The organism is Herminiimonas sp. (assembly GCF_030655415.1).
In genome coordinates this window covers 162,743-179,269 of record NZ_JAURVN010000009.1, presented here as the reverse complement: position 1 = coordinate 179,269, position 16,527 = coordinate 162,743, and the positions used below count along the sequence as shown (strand labels likewise).

Below are 16,527 nucleotides of genomic sequence, written 5' to 3'. Positions count from 1 at the left end.
TTGTGAACGATTGATAAATCGGTGCGCTCGTCGTTGAGTTCCTGATGGGCTTGCCTCATGCTCACACAATGTGAAATTCAATATGAATTTTTATTAACTCTTTTTTCTTCAACTTTCTAATCACTGTGTCGTAAAAAGAAGTAACAACAAGGACAATAGTGAACAAACGCGTCATCGGACTGAATGCAATTTCAACGGCTCCATCTTTGGAGTCGGGAATGCGTTTGTCTATTGTTACTCTTCACGCAGGCCTGTTTTTCATCGCCATGTTGTGCTGCAGTTCAGTATTTGCATGGGGCTTCGGCGATCTGCAATTGCAGTCTGCTTTGGGGCAAGCGTTTCGCGGGCAGGTTAATTTACTAGGTAGTGACAGCGGTTCTATAGAGCGTCATTGCTTCAGTGCGAGTCTGACTTCTTATGATGGCGTGCCTTTGGGACGTCTTATTCTGGATATCAAGGATGGCTCATCTGATATCAAAATCTCTGGTGTGCCACCAGTTAACGAGCCTGCCGCCAAATTTATTTTGACGCACGTCTGCAAGCCGAAGATGCAACGCGAATATGCGATTCTGCTTGATCCTCCGATTGGCGGTAATTTGGCTGCGGTTGCGCCAGCTGCTAATTCAGCTTCCTCCAAACGGGTACAGGCTTCTCAACAGTTGAATAATTTGCCGCCGACCGCGGCTGGTGAGCAAGAAGTAACTGAGAAGCCAAAGAAAACCAGTCGTCGTCAGGCTAGGGCACAAACTCAAACTTTGGCCGTGGATGAAAACATCACGCCGCAAGTTGCACAAGAGCCTGCTCCTGCGAAAAAACGTAAAAAAGAAAAAGCCGCAGTGGCTGCCGCGCCCGCGAATGTGTTGCGCCTAGGTGGTAGTGAAAGTGCCGTGACTGATTTGCCGGGTGGTGGTGGCGGTTTGCGTTTGGCGATGACTTACGGTTTGTCTGGATTGATCCCAACGCCGGCTGCTGATTTGCCGCCGCAAGCGCAAGTACAAACACCTGAGGCTGCACCAATCATCAGTGAGCCGACAGCGTCACCAGCATTTCAAGAATTGCTGCAAAAAATTAATCTTCTTGAAAGCAAAACAGAAGAACTTAGAAAATTAAACGCAACGCAATTGCTTGCCTTGCAAGAGGCAAAGAAAGAGCCGCCACTCAAGACTTCGCTGATTTTTCTTTATCTGCTTTTATTCGCATGTGTAGTAGCGATAGCGTGGTTAGTGTGGCGCATGCGGCAAATACGATCGGAAGGCGGATTCTCGTCGTGGCAGCAAATCGTTCCTGGTAATGATCAACCGCATGATGCGCAGATGGAAGCGCGTCATTTCCCAGCGCCGGCCGCTAGTGATGCTCTGGATGATTCAGCAATTGCAGTGACGCTTGCAGACAATACTGACGGGTTGCCGGGTGAAAAGAAGTTGGGCAAGGCAGCAGTTGTCACTGGCGAGCAAGAGTTTGACGAGAATTTTTACTCGCACGACAAGCCAAAAATCGCCGCAGCGGAAGAGTTGTCGGATGAGACGCAAGAAGCTGAGTTCTGGGTGCACATCAATCAACCATTGCGCGCCATCGAAATTCTGGAAGCGAAATCGAGCGAAGATAATCCTACTTCTCCATTGCCGTGGTTGAATTTATTTGATTTGTATCGCGTGGTTGGCGATAGAGAAAAATACGAAGCGCTGGGCAAACGTTTCATGAGCGTATTCAACGGGCGCATCGTGCCGTGGGACGAGCCGCTTACTTTAGAGCGGCCACGTGGTATTGAAGATTTCCCTGAAGTAATGGGGCGCATTGTTCAGTTGTGGCCGACTGACGCTTTGCTGCCGTTTATGGAAAAATTATTGATTGACGAGCGTGAAGGCAATCGCGACGGCTTCGATTTGGCTGCTTTCCGCGACATTCTGTTCCTGACTAATATCGCGCATAAAATTCAGTTGTCGAAAAAATTTGAGAAGCCTCCAGCTGCATTTCCGAACTGGTCAATTCTGTGACTGTAGGTTCGCAAAATTGCCTATACGGTTTATACCGCGCGCTGTTCTGTGAACTTGTTTGGGGTAGAATCCCCGTCTTACCTCGTACTGGTGCAATTGTATGACTATGGAATTTAGTAAAGACCTCGATGCACGAGGCTTGAACTGCCCCTTGCCAATATTGAAAACCAAGAAGGCTTTGGCCGATATGACGACTGGGCAAATTTTGCGTGTGCAGGCGACCGATCCTGGTTCTGTCCGCGATTTTCAAGCTTTCGCCCGCCAGACCGGCAATGATCTGGTGCAACAGAGCGAAGAGAACGACGTATTTACCTTTTTCATGAAGCGTAAATAAGCTGTAGTTAATACGCGCAGCAAGTCAGTTCCGCGCATAACTCCGCGTGTAAAAGCAGGTGGCAGTTCTAGCGTGCTTCTTATATAGCCCCGGCTTGAGACCTTTCTCGTTTTGAATCATGCGCGCAGGCTGTTCTTTGCGCTCATGCCTTTGCCTACTCCGCTTCGATCAGATAATCCTCGCGATTTTTGCCGCGATTTTGTCATGGAATCGCCGGTATTTTTCTTCCTCAAAAGGTACCCGCGCGGCGCGTGTGGGAATGCCATCGCCACTTCCGTTTATAATCGTTCCCAATTTGCATTTATGTCATTCTGATTTTTTCAAAGGCAGAGCTATGAAAGTATTGGTTCCAGTTAAGCGTGTGGTCGATTACAACGTCAAGGTCCGTGTCAAATCGGATCAAACCGGTGTTGATATCGCCAACGTCAAAATGTCGATGAACCCATTCGATGAAATCGCCGTGGAAGAAGCGACGCGTCTGAAAGAAGCCGGCAAGGTCACCGAGATCATCGCTGTTTCTTGCGGCGTTTTGCAATCGCAAGAAACCTTGCGTACCGCGATGGCGATTGGTGCTGATCGCGCCATCCTGGTAGAAACCGATGTTGAGTTGCAGCCTTTGGCTGTTGCCAAATTGCTGAAAGCAATCGCTGATAAAGAACAACCGCAACTAATCATTCTGGGCAAACAGGCGATCGATGATGACGCCAACCAGACTGGTCAAATGTTGGCCGCTTTGCTCGATTGGCCGCAAGCGACTTACGCGTCGAAAGTGGAAATCGATGGCGACAAAGTAAAGGTCACGCGTGAAGTTGATGGCGGCCTGGAAATTATTTCGCTGACCTTGCCAGCGATCGTCACGACCGATCTGCGTTTGAACGAGCCACGTTATGTCACGCTGCCGAACATCATGAAGGCGAAAAAGAAAACGCTGGATAACGTCAAGCCAGCCGATTTGGGCGTCGATGTCACACCGCGTTTGAAAACGCTGAAAGTGACTGAGCCAGCCAAACGTTCGGCCGGCATCATTGTGCCGGACGTCGCCACGCTGGTTGCCAAACTAAAGACAGAAGCCAAAGTTATTTAATCATCCGCTGCGGCACGCATGAAGATGCAGCCGCATGGTTGGAACAATTACAGGAAATCATCATGACTGCACTTGTCATTGCCGAACACGATAACGCCTCTTTAAAAGGCAGCACCTTGCACACGATTACTGCCGCGATTCAATGTGGTGGCGGTGTGCACGTTTTGATCGCCGGCCATCAAGCCGATGCAGCAGCACAAGCCGCTGCAAAAATTGCAGGGGTAGCAAAAGTACTGGTTGCCGACGGTGCGCAATTTGCCGATGGCCTGGCAGAGAACGTTGCAGCGCAAGCATTGGCTCTGGCCAGCAATTACTCGCACATCCTTGCGCCAGCAACCGCTTATGGTAAAAACATTTTGCCGCGCGTGGCTGCCAAGCTCGACGTTGCGCAAATTTCAGAAATCACCAAAGTCATTTCTGCCGATACTTTTGAGCGTCCGTTCTATGCTGGCAACGCGATCGCAACTGTGCAGTCTTCAGATGCGACTAAAGTGATCACTGTGCGTACGACGACTTTCGATGCTGCTGCAGAAGGCGGTTCGGCTACAGTTGAAAATGTGACTGCGGTTGCTGATTCAGGAAAATCGTCTTTCGTCTCGCGTGAACTGGCGACATCCGCACGTCCTGAATTGACCGCTGCGAAAATCGTCGTCTCCGGTGGTCGTGGCATGGGTTCGGAAGAAAGCTTCAAGATCCTCGAACCATTGGCCGACAAACTCGGCGCGGCTATGGGCGCATCGCGTGCAGCAGTCGACGCTGGTTACGTTCCCAACGATTGGCAAGTCGGACAAACCGGCAAGATCGTTGCTCCTGATTTGTATATCGCGGTCGGTATCTCAGGCGCGATTCAGCATCTGGCCGGCATGAAGGATTCCAAAGTGATCGTTGCGATCAACAAGGATCCGGAAGCACCGATTTTCTCGGTAGCGGATTACGGCATCGTCGGCGATCTGTTCGAGATCGTGCCTAAGCTGGTTGCTGAACTGGGATAAAGAAATACCTAATATGCAGATGGCAAAATTGCCGCTTGCAAAAAGAAATGGGCAGGACGTGAAAGCGAGTTGTAGTGTGTTGGGGATTTTTTCTGGCACACTGCAATTACTGAACGTCCTGCCCATTTTCTTTAGGAGCTTTGCATGAGCTACGTTGCGCCATTAAAAGACATGCTGTTCGTGATGAACGAGTTGGCCGATCTGGCTGCCGTTAATGCCTTGCCTGGCTGCGAAGATGCGACGCCGGAAACGGTAGAAGCGGTGCTGGAAGAAAATGCGCGCTTTTGCAGTGAAGTGATTGCGCCGCTCAACAAGGCGGGCGATCAACATCCGAGTGCGTGGAAAGATGGCAAGGTCACGACGACGCCGGGTTTCAAGGAAGCGTTCAAGGCCTACGGCGATGCGGGTTGGCAGGGCGTGCAGCATCCAGTTGATTTTGGCGGTCAGGGTTTGCCGAAACTGGTAGCAACACCTTGTATGGAAATGTTGAACGCGGCGAATCTGTCGTTCGCGCTTTGTCCTTTGCTGACAGACGGCGCGATTGAAGCCTTGATGACGGCTGGTTCGGACGAACAAAAAGAAAAATTTCTCCCGAATTTTATTTCCGGCAAATGGACAGGCACGATGAACCTGACCGAGCCGCAGGCCGGCTCCGATCTGGCGATGGTGCGCTCGCGTGCAATTCCACAAGGCGATGGCACGTACAAAATTTCCGGCACCAAGATTTTCATTACCTACGGCGAACACGATATGGCGGAGAACATCATCCATCTCGTGTTGGCGCGTACGCCGGATGCACCGGAAGGCGTAAAAGGGATTTCATTGTTTGTCGTGCCTAAATTTTTGGTGAATGCTGATGGTTCACTGGGCGAGCGCAATGATGCGTTTTGCGTATCCATCGAACACAAGCTGGGTATCAAGGCGAGTCCAACAGCGGTATTGCAATTCGGCGATCACGGTGGCGCGATTGGCACTTTGATCGGTAAGGAAAATCGCGGCCTGGAAACCATGTTCATCATGATGAACGCAGCGCGTTTTGCGGTCGGCATGCAAGGCATCGCGGTGGCAGAACGTGCGTATCAAAAAGCCGTCGCGTATGCAAAAGATCGCGTGCAGTCGAAAGACCTGGAAGGTTCGGCGACTGCGGTTTCGATTATTCATCAACCCGATGTGCGGCGCATGTTGATGTCCATGCGGGCGCAAATAGAAGCGGCGCGTGCGCTGGCTTATGTCGGTGCTGCGGCGTTCGATATTGCGCATCATCACACTGATGAAAAGGTACGTAGCGACAATCAGGCTTTCTATGAATTTCTGGTGCCGGTTATCAAAGGCTGGGCGACCGAAATGTCTATCGATGTTGCGTCCACTGGTTTGCAGATACACGGCGGCATGGGCTTCATCGAAGAAACCGGCGCGGCGCAATATTATCGCGATGCCCGCATCCTGACGATTTACGAAGGTACGACGGCGATCCAGGCGAATGATTTGGTCGGACGCAAAACAGTGCGTGATGGCGGTGCGGTCGCACGTGAAATTATTGCGCGCGTACGCGAAACCGAGGCGGAGCTGGCCCAGTCTTCATCAACTGATTTGCAAGCGATAGGCAAACATCTGGCAGTCGCTTCGATTGCGCTCGACGAGGTGATTGCGTATGTCGTGGCGAATATTCAATCCGACATCAAAGGTGTGTTTGCCGGTAGCGTGCCGTATTTGAAATTGGCGGGCATTGTTCTTGGCGGTTGGCAGATGGCGCGCGCTGCATTGGTCGCGCAACAAAAACTGGACGCGAACGATAGCGATGCGAAGTTTTATTCAGCGAAGATAGCCACGGCGCGATTCTTTGCCGATCATTATTTATCCCAGGCTGGCGGATATCGCAGTGCGATTGTGGATGGTAGTAACGGCGTACTTGCGCTGGATGAAGATCAGTTCTGAAGTACTTCCTGTCGGACGCTATTGAGCCGCCCGACGATGATGCTGCTTAGCGCAAACGCCCTATGTAACCACGATCAACCGGATCGCCGTTGTCGGTTGGCGCTGCCGGTGCGGCAGCAGCGGGCGCCGCTGGTGCAGGCGCTGGCGCGTGTTCTTTCAGGCGGTCAATCAAAGGTGGTTTTGGTTCGGCGACCACGAATAATCCATCAGGGCCAAAGAAGATTTCCTGCAGCTTGACGCTCAGATCCTGCAAGTCTTCGATAGGCGATAGCGACGCCATTTTCAACAAGTAACGGCAATACGCGGGGTCGATACGCATGTACTCGATATCGGTTACCCGCCCGGTTTGCCGGCGTAGGGTGACGTGCAGCCGGCCCATCAGGGCGAACGCCTGATTCTCCAGCGCTGCACGCGTGTGGTGTTCTTCGCTCATAGTACGTGCTCACCATGTTGCTCAAGATCGAGGCCTTCACGTTCCGATTCTTCGCTGACGCGCAGGCCGACCAAGGCGTTGACGATGCCCAGAATGATCGCGGTCATGACGGCTGAGAAGACGACAGTAACGATCACGCCGAAAGCCTGATTGCCGAAACTGCTTTCGACGCCGCCTATGCTTTTCACAGCAAACACACCGGTCAGCAAAGCGCCGACGATACCGCCGATGGCGTGAACGCCGAAGACGTCGAGCGAGTCGTCGTAGCCCATTTTTGATTTGAGCGTAGTCGCACCCCAGTAACAGGCCAGACCGGCAGCAGCACCGATGACCAAGGCGCCGGTGACGCCGACAAAGCCGGATGCGGGTGTAATCGCAACCAGACCGGAAACGGCACCCGATACCAGTCCAAGCACCGAAGGTTTGCCGCGGCGAGCCCATTCGATGAACATCCATGACAAAGCGCCGACTGCGGTTGCTATTTGAGTAACCAGCATCGCCATACCAGCGCGACCGTCCGCAGCCACTGCCGAGCCGGCGTTAAAGCCGAACCAGCCTACCCAGAGCATCGAGGCACCGATAACTGTCAGGACCAGATTGTGCGGCGGCATAGGTTCTTTGCCGAAGCCCAGGCGTGGTCCGATGATCAGCGCGGCAACCAGACCGGATACGCCAGCGTTGATATGCACCACGGTGCCGCCGGCAAAATCAAGAATGCCGCGCGCTGCCAACCAGCCTGTCGGTTCCCATACCCAGTGTGCAACTGGTGAATAAACAAAGATGGACCACAGCGTGATGAACATCAACAGCGCAGAAAACTTCATGCGCTCAGCGAAGGCGCCGGTAATCAGTGCAGGTGTAATGATCGCGAATGTCATCTGGAACATGACGAAAACGCTTTCCGGAATCGTCGGTGCAATTTCACTGACGGTCAGCTTGCCGGTTTCCTTGAAGAAGTCCATGCCGTTTAACAAGACGCGATCGAGTCCACCGATGTACGGGGAGTTGGGGGTGAAAGCCAGGCTGTAGCCGATAACGACCCAAATGATAGTGACGAGGCAGGTAACGACAAAGCTGTGGGCCATCGTCGTCAGTACGTTTTTCTTGCGAACCATGCCGGCGTAGAACAATGCCAGGCCGGGAATCGTCATGAACAGAACCAGTGCGGTAGCCGCCAATACCCAAGCAGTATCGCCAGAATTGATTTTTGATGCATCGACCAAGGTAGGCTTGGTCATCGGTGCTTCGCTTGCTGGTTCCGGCGTGGGCGGAGTGGCGGCGGCAGGCTCGACAATCATAGGAGCAGGCATGGTAAGCGGCGGCGCTGGGGTATCTGCAGCTTCGACGGTCGCGGCAGGCGGCGCGGTTTCCGGCGGTGCCGGTTGCGCAGAGGCGATATTCAAACACCAGCCTAAAGCCAGGACGGCGACTGCCATCGAAGCGGACGTAGAGCGTATGGCCATTGCAACTCCCATTGACTTGAATTGATCGCTCCGACGACGTCAAGAGCACATTCCATAAAAGCACTATGTGTGCCATGTGGAAAATCAAATCAAATGGGAGTGGGGGGAAGATTTAATACGTGTAATTACGCGTGGCAATCTTGCTGAATTGCACTTCTCTTGCACATCTAGTTTCTATTTTGCACTGGCTTGGGGAATGCCAGCCAGCTTGGGTACAAGCTCGCTACCGGTTTTAGCCGAATGCTCCGCCAGTCAGATATAGGTCGAAGCCACGCGCGAGGGTTGCGATCAGAGCTGTCGAGCCGAGTGCGAAGGTGATCACCACCAGCAAAATCACCGTCCAGCCAGAATTCGAGCTACGGCCGGATTGGGTATTGAATTGTGCATCCCATTTTTCATCTGGAGTAAGGCCGATTACCAGCGCGCCTATCAAGCCGGCAAAAAACGAGATGATGGCTAATATCAAGAAAGCGATGAAGACTGATTGCGGCATTTCAGTGATCGCCGCCAAAGAAAGCAATGCGAAAGCTAGTATGGATAGCCAGGCCCAATAGTCTTTCTTGCCATAAAGATAAAAGCGATGTGCGCCCAAGCCGCCAAACACGGTTGCGAGCAGGGTGCTGAGAGTTTTATTCTTGTGGCTGATGACCATGGATGATTTTGATCGCTGGTAAGGTAGGACGAATTTCAAGACGGGATTTTGCCGACAATGGCTGGAATAAATGGATTCCAGCGGGCATTGTACGGGCAGATGCATGGCGCGCCGTCCGAGTTTGGCGATGATCCGCAGTGAATATTCCCTGATTCGCCACGCAGACTGCGTAAATGCAGTGAATGAGGTTGCGGTTGCGCCGCTAGTTGGGCTATAATTTGCGGCTTTTTCCGTGTTCAGACACTTTTTGGAAATATTATGGTCGTTATTCGTTTAGCTCGTGGTGGTGCAAAAAAGCGCCCTTTTTACAATATTGTTGCTACTGATTCGCGCAATCGTCGCGACGGTCGTTTCATCGAACGTATCGGTTTCTACAACCCGGTTGCATCCGGCGCTGAAGAAAGCATTCGTATCGCTCAAGACCGTTTGTCGTACTGGCAAGGCGTAGGCGCACAATTGTCGCCGACAGTTGCTCGTTTGGTCGCTCAAGCCGGCAAAGCAGCAGCTTAAGTTTTGTCGAATCAAACGGCATCGGGAATGAAAATTCCTGAGGATTTGGTGCTGGTTGGTTACATCTCCGGTGCATATGGATTGAATGGCTGGGTACGGGTCAAACCCTATTCAGCCGATGCGGATGCGTTGTTGAATGCCAAGACATGGTGGCTGGATAAGCCAGAAGTCCGTGACGTGGCGATGATGCAATCCAAGATTCATTCCGGCGATGTGGTCGCGCAGTTGATGGGTGTGGCAGGGCGAGATGCTGCGGAGGCGCTGAAAGGTGCAGCCGTACAAATCCCGCGCAGTCATTTCCCGGCTCTGTCCGACGATGAATATTACTGGGTCGATTTGATCGGTCTGGAAGTCGAGAACCTGCAGGGCGTGCATCTAGGTCAAGTCAGCGACATGATGGACAACGGCGCGCATCCAATTTTGCGTGTTGCGGTGCCTCAAGTTGCAGAGTCTGACCCGAAAGCAGCGCAAGAATTGCTGATCCCGTTTGTCGAGCAGTTCATCATAACGGTTGATCGAACGGCAAAAAAAATTACGGTGGACTGGGGACTTGACTATTAGTCAGTCCGTTTTGAGGAGTGGGCGAGATGCAATTTGATGTCGTCACGCTGTTCCCGGAAATGTTCACCGCGATTACGCAGTCGGGTATTACGCGACGTGCTTTCGAACAAAAGAAATGCGAATTGGCATTGTGGAATCCGCGTGATTTCACCAGTGACAAGCATCGCACTGTCGATGACCGGCCCTATGGTGGCGGTCCCGGCATGGTGATGATGGTCAAACCGCTGGAAGCAGCGGTGCTGGAAGCCAAGAAGCGACAGATTGCAACTGATTTGCCTGCACCTCGTGTAATTTATCTTTCGCCGCAAGGCAAAGCCTTGACGCATGAACGGGTAATGCAGTTGACGGCTGAGCCCGGTCTGGTTTTATTGTGCGGTCGATATGAAGCAGTCGACCAGCGCTTTCTCGATACGTGTGTCGATGAAGAAATCAGTCTTGGTGATTTCGTGTTGTCAGGCGGTGAATTGCCGGCGATGGCCTTAATGGATGCAGTGATCCGACAATTGCCCGGCGTGTTGCACGACGATGCTTCTGCAGTTGAAGACAGTTTTGTAAATGGCTTGCTCGATTGTCCGCACTACACGCGACCTGAAGTGTATGAAGGGTCCGCAGTGCCGGCAGTTTTGATGGGTGGCCATCACGTCGAGATTGAAAAATGGCGACGTGAACGCGCGTTGGAAGCAACCGCGAAGAAACGCCCGGACATGATCATCAAGGCACGCGAAGCAGGTTTGCTGACGCGTTCCGATGAAAAGTTTTTAAGCAGTATGTGAGCAGTAAGCAGCACCGAATAAGTTGTTCAGCAGTTTGTAGTATCGAGCAGGAAGGCATCATATTCCTGCAATGTGTAACCCCATCCTCTACCGGGCATATTAGAAATACCTGGCGCCGGCAAGATGGTTATTGGAGTAATAAAAATGGATCTGATCCAAACATTAGAGCAAGAAGAAATTGCTCGCCTGGCAAAGAACATCCCTGACTTCGCTCCTGGCGATACAGTGATCGTTAACGTCAACGTAGTCGAAGGTACGCGTAAGCGCGCCCAGGCTTACGAAGGCGTTGTAATCTCCCGTCGTAACCGTGGCTTGAATTCGAACTTCATCGTTCGTAAGATCTCGTCAGGCGAAGGCGTTGAGCGTACATTCCAACTGTACTCGCCACTGATCGCTTCGATCGAAGTGAAACGTCGCGGTGACGTACGTCGTGCAAAGTTGTACTACTTGCGCGAACGTTCGGGCAAATCGGCACGTATCAAAGAAAAATTGCCACAACGTCGCGTTGCTTCAAAAGCTGCGGCAGAATAATTGCGATACGGCTTCGTCCGTGCAAACTATTCGGCATCAAAAAAAAGACACCTTCGGGTGTCTTTTTTGTTTTGGTGGCACAATTCAGAAATGTTAAATGTTGGCGCTTACTCAGGCGGCGGGTTAACATCAATCAAATGATGGGGATGGCTGCAGATATATTGTTTGCAACGATCTCTTTCATTGAAGCTGCGCAATCGGCCTCGCATCATGCAGTGAGATTCACGGCTGTTTTCAAGTTGTGATGCCTCGGCTTAATCCATAAGCTTTCGCTCACAAGACTTGAGTTAGACGCTGTGAGTTAGCTTAGCGATGCAGAATCGATTGCAGCAATGAATAATTCTTGTATGTAGGAACACACTTGGCGACGCTGCATTTCGATCCAGAATTACTCCCGATTGATTCATTGGGAGGTGAGGATGCAATCACCTTGGACCATTTAAGAGCGGACGCCTTGCGCGCCCGTTTTTCCAATCCGCCTGCATGGTCGCCGGAAATCACGATAGAACGTTTAGTCAGGCCGATGGCTGGGCCGTTAACCGACGCGGCTGTGTTGTTGCCCATCATATTGCGCGATGATGGCCCGACCTTATTGTTCACGCAGCGCGCCGCGCATCTCACCGCGCACGCCGGACAGATCAGTTTCCCCGGTGGCCGTATGGAGGCGTACGATGCATCGCCTATCGAAACAGCCTTGCGCGAAACGGAAGAGGAAATCGGCCTCGATAGATCGCACATCGATGTCATCGGTACGCTGCCGGAATATCATACCGGCACTGGTTTCAGAGTGACGCCGGTGGTGGCAATTGTGCAGCCGCCATTTGAGATGCGGGCAGATCCTTTCGAGGTAGCTGAAATATTTGAAGTGCCTTTATCGTTCCTGATGAATGGCATGCATCATCAGCGCCGCACCGCCGACTTCCTTACCGGTCCACGTACCTTTTACGTAATGCCTTATGAGCGCTTCTTTATCTGGGGCGCGACTGCAGGTATGCTGCGTAATCTTTTCCATTTCTTGCGTGCTTGACTGTAATCGCACGCAAGAGTGTGCATTCTCAAACCTTGCTTTACGCCGGTTTATTTGATTCTGATCAAGTGCTGCGTTATCGTATAGGTTGACTGACTCACAAGGCGCCTTAATGACATTTTTCTCCATTCTCTTTGCGCTACTGATTGAACAATTAAAACCTTTGCGCGCGGACAATCCGGTCTATGCGGGCGCACGTGCGCTAGCTACAAAACTGGAAGGTTCATTCAACGCCGGACAAGTCCAGCATGGACGCATCGCCTGGCTCTTGATGATTCTTGCTTTCACGATTCCAACTGCTTTGCTTTACTGGGTTGCGGTCAAGATCGGTCCGCTGGCAGCATTGATTGTGAACATCGCGGTGGTGTATGTGACGATGGGCTTTCGTCATTACAGTCATTTCTTTACATCGATTCAAATTGCATTGAACAACGGCGATGAAGCGACTGCTCGTTCGTTGCTGGCTGAATGGACCAAGCGCGATACGGCGGGTATGGATGTCAGTGAAATAGCGCGCATTGCAGTTGAGAAGGCCTTGATCACTACGCATAGAAATGTGTTTGGCGTGTTCTTCTGGTTGCTGACGCCATTGGGCGCAGTCGGCGCAGTCATGTATCGAGTTGCCGAATATCTTGCGCGTGCGTGGAGCGAGCCTAAGACAGCGGAACGTGAGGAGTTTGGTCGTTTCGCTGTACAAGCCTTTTACTGGATAGATTGGATACCGGTGCGTTTGACTGCCTCTGCATTTGCTGTCGTTGGTAATTTCGAAGATGCGATTTACGCATGGCGTAATTTTGCAGGTCGCTGGCAAGACGAAGCGGACGGCATCATTCTGTCCGCCGGCAGTGGAGCGATGGGTATACGTTTGGGTGCGCCCGCTGAAAATGCCACCAATGTCATGCCGGTTGATGCAACGACAGTGGATTCAATTAATCTGGAAACGGAAGCGCCAGTTGGCGAAGAGGCTACCGGACGCGCGTTGCAAAGTACGGTCGGCTTGGTATGGCGAGCTTTGCTCTTGTGGATGTTGCTGGTGCTGTTGCTATCGATAGCAAAGTGGTTGGGTTAAGTTTGTTAATTTATAAAAAAGCGCGCTGTGATGGCGCGTTTTTTACGTGACGCTCCATCTCATCAATGCGCTGCAATACGATGCAGCGGTCATGTCGTCAAGTCTTCTATAGTGTTAAATAATCGCTTGTTGTTTGTCGTCTAAATTAACAATTGCGTCTTACCAAGAGCACATAAATAAGTTACGCTGCAATAAATATGTCCAAAACAAGCGTGAGCTTCTATATTGAATCAGTCGATAGATCATTCCAGTTTTAAGACAGTAACGCACAGGAAATTTTATTGATGCGTAGGCGACTTCCTTTTTCTCTGTCAATTGCAGCCTTGTTGGCACTTGTGATCGGCGTGCTCATTAGTGCACTGTTGTTTACAGCAGTGCGCCGGCTTGAGCATGACAAGGTCGACATCGATTTTCAGCAACAAGCCAAGGTTCGGGTCGCCGCAATTCAAAACGGCCTCGACAATTCGATCGATGTTCTACGCGACGTGAATCAATTATTTGTCGCGTTCGACAATGTCAGTCGTGAACAATTTCACTCGTTCACCAAACCGCTCCTTGCGAGCAATCCGTATATCCAGGCAATAAATTTTCATCGCTATATTTCAGCGCAAGAACGTCCGCAGTATGAGGCCGCGATGCGCGCGCAGTTTCCTGGCTTTACGATAGGCGACATTTCTAAAGGTACGCCTGTCCCTTCGGAAGAAAAAGCCAGGTATCGCGTAGTCGATTACATTGAGCCTATGGAAGGCAATCAGGCCGCACTAGGGGTAGATGCAGATTCTTATCCCTTCCAGGATTCGGCAATGCAGCGTTCGGTGGATAGCGGTGAACCAGCCTCGACCGGTTTGTTGCGATTGACGCAGGAGCGCGGTACGCAAAAAGGCTTCATTGTATTGATGCCGGTTTACCGGGCTGGTATGCCTTTGACGGATGTTGCGTCTAGACGGGCCGCGATTATCGGCGATACCGCGGCGGTATTCCGCGCCGGCGACATGATTGCCAAATCACTGGCGGCTGACAGCTTTATGTTGGTCTCTGACGCCAAGCTCAATTTGAATATCAGCGTTTATGCGAGCGACAAAGAAGGCAATAAAGATGCACTGATCTTTCATCAAGGTGCGCCTTTGGAAGTCTTTGAGTCAAGTTTAGGTCTTCCAAGATGGCTGTTCTATAACCAGCCCGAGCCATACAAGCATTTGTTTAATGTCGCGGGACAGCCGTGGCACATGGTGGTGTCCACACCTCCCGTGTGGTTCTTAAGCGAAGGCAGCACTGCATTGTGGGCATTTATCGCGGGTTTGTTGTTCAGCATCGGTGGTGCTGTGTATTTGCAAACGGTGGTCGATAGATCCCGACGTATTCAATTGCTGGTCGATGAACGTACCGCGCAACTACGTTCGGCCAATGAGGATTTGAACGCAGATATCGCCGCGCGCAAGCGCACAGAGCACCAACTGCAATTGCGCGAGCGTGCGATCGAGGCCAGCGCTAATTCCATCATTATTACGAATGCTGAGTCACCTCACTACCTGATTGAATACGTCAATCCTGCTTTCGAACGCATCACTGGTTATTCCGCAGAAGAAGCGATTGGTGTGAATCTTTGTTTCTTGTGGAATGAAGATGTCGATCAGCCAGGCATTGAAGAAATCCGTGCCACCGCAAACGAAGAAAGAGAAGGCCATGCAGTCCTGCGCAATTACCGCAAGGATGGCACCTTGTTCTGGAGCGATTGGTACATCGCGCCGGTTAAAGACGACACAGGTGTAGTCAGTCATTTCATCGTGGTGCAGTACGATATTACGGCCACCAAACGCTACGAATCAGAACTGGAATTTCAAACCAACCGCGATGCATTGACCGGGCTTGCAAATCGTAGTCTGTTGCGCGATCGCCTAAGTCAGGCAGTGTCGTACGCCTACCGTTACGGCCATCCGATTTGGGTGCTGTTCGTTGATCTGGATCGCTTCAAGTTTGTGAATGACACGTTGGGACATCAAGCTGGCGATATTTTGTTGACAGCTGTTTCGTCTCGTTTGCAGGCAGCAGTACGGGATACGGATACGGTCGCACGCATGGGCGGCGATGAGTTTGTATTGATTTTGCCAGAGCGCACTGATGCAGGTTTGTCTACGCACATCGTGCAACGCATCATGGAAGCGATTGGACAGCCACTGACGATTGAAGGACACGAATTTTTCGTCAGCTGCAGTATTGGCGTTGCAGTCTATCCGGCCGATGGGGATACGCCGGAAGAATTGATCAAGCATGCTGATATTGCGATGTATCGCGCGAAAGAGACGGGACGTAATAACTTCCAGTTCTATACGCCGGCGATGAATGAACGCGCCTTGGAGCGTTTACATATTGAAGGTGATTTACGCAATGCGCTGGAGCGTGAAGAGTTCATGTTGCATTATCAACCGCAGGTTGATTTGCGCACTGGTGAAATCGTTGGGGTTGAAGCACTGATACGTTGGCAGCATCCGGAGTTGGGAATGGTGCCGCCGGTACGCTTTATCGGCTTGGCAGAAGAAAATGGTTTGATCGTCCCTATCGGTGCCTGGGTCGTGCGTGCCGCCTGTTTGCAAAACAAGGCGTGGCAAAAAAGTGGACTTTGTCATCTGCGCGTATCAGTCAATTTATCTGCGCGCCAATTCGCACAAGAAGATTTGGTGGAATCGATTGCAAGCAGTTTGCGTGAAGCCGATCTGGAGCCGCAATATCTGGAAATCGAATTGACCGAAAGCCTGGTTATGGCCGACGTTGATAGAGCGATCGGCATTTTGCGCGAGTTGAAAGCCTTGGGCGTCAAACTCTCGATTGATGATTTCGGTACTGGCTATTCAAGTTTGTCGTATCTGAAACGCTTCCCGATTGATGTCTTGAAAATTGACAGATCCTTCGTCAACGACATCACCATCGATCCTGATGATGCAGCCATCGTTGCATCCATCGTGTCGCTGGCGCACAGCTTGCGACTGCAGGTTATTGCGGAAGGTGTGGAAACGGAAGCGCAGCTCAACTATCTGCGTGAACACGACTGCGATCAAATCCAGGGCTACTTCTTCAGCCGTCCTGTGACTGCCGCTGCGATCACCGTGATGCTGGAAGAAGGCAAGCGCTTGCCTATCGAGATCACCACGATTTGATGCAGGTTTGCTGCTCT

Annotated in this window: 15 protein-coding genes; 12 read left to right on the top strand and 3 right to left on the bottom strand. The window is 51.5% G+C overall.

Annotated elements, in window-relative coordinates; all coding sequences use genetic code 11:
- The first annotated feature begins 218 nt into the window (after nt 1-218).
- The 5 genes from Q7T66_RS07475 to Q7T66_RS07455 all read left to right on the top strand — a co-directional run bounded on the left by Q7T66_RS07475 (nt 219) and on the right by Q7T66_RS07455 (nt 6,339).
- Entirely contained in the window at nt 219-1,994 is a 1,776-nt protein-coding gene (locus Q7T66_RS07475) for a FimV family protein (RefSeq protein WP_304932700.1), read from the top strand.
- 106 nt (nt 1,995-2,100) lie between these two features.
- Nucleotides 2,101-2,328, top strand: coding sequence for a sulfurtransferase TusA family protein (locus Q7T66_RS07470; protein WP_304932753.1), 228 nt, complete (start codon nt 2,101-2,103; stop codon nt 2,326-2,328).
- 334 nt (nt 2,329-2,662) lie between these two features.
- Entirely contained in the window at nt 2,663-3,412 is a 750-nt protein-coding gene (locus Q7T66_RS07465; RefSeq protein WP_304932699.1) for an electron transfer flavoprotein subunit beta/FixA family protein, read from the top strand.
- Nucleotides 3,413-3,474: 62 nt separating this feature from the next.
- Nucleotides 3,475-4,404: an electron transfer flavoprotein subunit alpha/FixB family protein gene (locus tag Q7T66_RS07460; protein WP_304932698.1), complete on the top strand. Its 930-nt coding sequence runs from the start codon at nt 3,475-3,477 to the stop codon at nt 4,402-4,404.
- 144 nt (nt 4,405-4,548) lie between these two features.
- Nucleotides 4,549-6,339, top strand: a complete 1,791-nt coding sequence (locus Q7T66_RS07455) for an acyl-CoA dehydrogenase (RefSeq protein WP_304932697.1) — start codon at nt 4,549-4,551, stop codon at nt 6,337-6,339.
- A 46-nt stretch (nt 6,340-6,385) separates the two neighbouring features.
- On the opposite strand, the gene Q7T66_RS07450 is transcribed toward Q7T66_RS07455, so the two are convergent.
- From Q7T66_RS07450 to Q7T66_RS07440, 3 genes are all read right to left on the bottom strand, one after another.
- Complete coding sequence (locus tag Q7T66_RS07450) at nt 6,386-6,772, bottom strand: hypothetical protein (RefSeq protein WP_304932696.1); 387 nt, start codon at nt 6,770-6,772, stop codon at nt 6,386-6,388.
- Complete coding sequence (amt, locus tag Q7T66_RS07445; RefSeq protein ID WP_370691620.1) at nt 6,769-8,235, bottom strand: ammonium transporter; 1,467 nt, start codon at nt 8,233-8,235, stop codon at nt 6,769-6,771. The genes Q7T66_RS07450 and amt overlap by 4 nt, the downstream gene beginning before the upstream one ends.
- Nucleotides 8,236-8,467: 232 nt before the next feature.
- Nucleotides 8,468-8,887, bottom strand: a complete 420-nt coding sequence (locus Q7T66_RS07440) for an NINE protein (RefSeq protein WP_304932695.1) — start codon at nt 8,885-8,887, stop codon at nt 8,468-8,470.
- Nucleotides 8,888-9,145: 258 nt separating this feature from the next.
- On the opposite strand from Q7T66_RS07440, the gene rpsP reads away from it, so the two are divergent.
- From rpsP to Q7T66_RS07405, 7 genes are all read left to right on the top strand, one after another.
- Nucleotides 9,146-9,397 (top strand): 30S ribosomal protein S16, encoded by a 252-nt coding sequence (gene rpsP / locus Q7T66_RS07435; protein WP_112993119.1) that lies wholly within the window; start codon nt 9,146-9,148, stop codon nt 9,395-9,397.
- Between the two features lie 27 nt (nt 9,398-9,424).
- Nucleotides 9,425-9,958 (top strand): ribosome maturation factor RimM, encoded by a 534-nt coding sequence (rimM, locus tag Q7T66_RS07430; protein ID WP_304932694.1) that lies wholly within the window; start codon nt 9,425-9,427, stop codon nt 9,956-9,958.
- A 26-nt stretch (nt 9,959-9,984) separates the two neighbouring features.
- The gene (gene trmD / locus Q7T66_RS07425) at nt 9,985-10,731 is read left to right on the top strand and encodes a tRNA (guanosine(37)-N1)-methyltransferase TrmD (protein ID WP_304932693.1); all 747 of its coding nucleotides are present in this window, start codon (nt 9,985-9,987) and stop codon (nt 10,729-10,731) included.
- Nucleotides 10,732-10,875: 144 nt separating this feature from the next.
- On the top strand, nt 10,876-11,262 hold the full coding sequence (rplS, locus tag Q7T66_RS07420) for a 50S ribosomal protein L19 (RefSeq protein ID WP_304779382.1): 387 nt from the start codon (nt 10,876-10,878) through the stop codon (nt 11,260-11,262).
- 361 nt (nt 11,263-11,623) lie between these two features.
- Nucleotides 11,624-12,289, top strand: a complete 666-nt coding sequence (locus Q7T66_RS07415) for a CoA pyrophosphatase (protein WP_304932692.1) — start codon at nt 11,624-11,626, stop codon at nt 12,287-12,289.
- 112 nt (nt 12,290-12,401) lie between these two features.
- Nucleotides 12,402-13,358 carry a CobD/CbiB family protein gene (locus Q7T66_RS07410; protein ID WP_304932691.1) on the top strand — a complete coding sequence of 319 codons (957 nt, stop codon included), beginning with the start codon at nt 12,402-12,404 and terminating at the stop codon, nt 13,356-13,358.
- A gap of 284 nt (nt 13,359-13,642) precedes the next feature.
- Entirely contained in the window at nt 13,643-16,510 is a 2,868-nt protein-coding gene (locus tag Q7T66_RS07405) for an EAL domain-containing protein (protein ID WP_304932690.1), read from the top strand.
- Nucleotides 16,511-16,527: the final 17 nt, after the last annotated feature.

Excerpts from the sequence above, each read along its gene's own strand:
- Q7T66_RS07475 (WP_304932700.1), top strand. The coding sequence starts at position 219 with ATGCGTTTGTCTATTGTTACTCTTCACGCAGGCCTGTTTTTCATCGCC.
- Q7T66_RS07470 (WP_304932753.1), top strand. The coding sequence starts at position 2,101 with ATGGAATTTAGTAAAGACCTCGATGCACGAGGCTTGAACTGCCCCTTG.
- Q7T66_RS07465 (WP_304932699.1), top strand. The coding sequence starts at position 2,663 with ATGAAAGTATTGGTTCCAGTTAAGCGTGTGGTCGATTACAACGTCAAG.
- Q7T66_RS07460 (WP_304932698.1), top strand. The coding sequence starts at position 3,475 with ATGACTGCACTTGTCATTGCCGAACACGATAACGCCTCTTTAAAAGGC.
- Q7T66_RS07455 (WP_304932697.1), top strand. The coding sequence starts at position 4,549 with ATGAGCTACGTTGCGCCATTAAAAGACATGCTGTTCGTGATGAACGAG.
- Q7T66_RS07450 (WP_304932696.1), bottom strand. The coding sequence starts at position 6,772 with ATGAGCGAAGAACACCACACGCGTGCAGCGCTGGAGAATCAGGCGTTC.
- amt (WP_370691620.1), bottom strand. The coding sequence starts at position 8,235 with ATGGCCATACGCTCTACGTCCGCTTCGATGGCAGTCGCCGTCCTGGCT.
- Q7T66_RS07440 (WP_304932695.1), bottom strand. The coding sequence starts at position 8,887 with ATGGTCATCAGCCACAAGAATAAAACTCTCAGCACCCTGCTCGCAACC.
- rpsP (WP_112993119.1), top strand. The coding sequence starts at position 9,146 with ATGGTCGTTATTCGTTTAGCTCGTGGTGGTGCAAAAAAGCGCCCTTTT.
- rimM (WP_304932694.1), top strand. The coding sequence starts at position 9,425 with ATGAAAATTCCTGAGGATTTGGTGCTGGTTGGTTACATCTCCGGTGCA.
- trmD (WP_304932693.1), top strand. The coding sequence starts at position 9,985 with ATGCAATTTGATGTCGTCACGCTGTTCCCGGAAATGTTCACCGCGATT.
- rplS (WP_304779382.1), top strand. The coding sequence starts at position 10,876 with ATGGATCTGATCCAAACATTAGAGCAAGAAGAAATTGCTCGCCTGGCA.
- Q7T66_RS07410 (WP_304932691.1), top strand. The coding sequence starts at position 12,402 with ATGACATTTTTCTCCATTCTCTTTGCGCTACTGATTGAACAATTAAAA.
- Q7T66_RS07405 (WP_304932690.1), top strand. The coding sequence starts at position 13,643 with ATGCGTAGGCGACTTCCTTTTTCTCTGTCAATTGCAGCCTTGTTGGCA.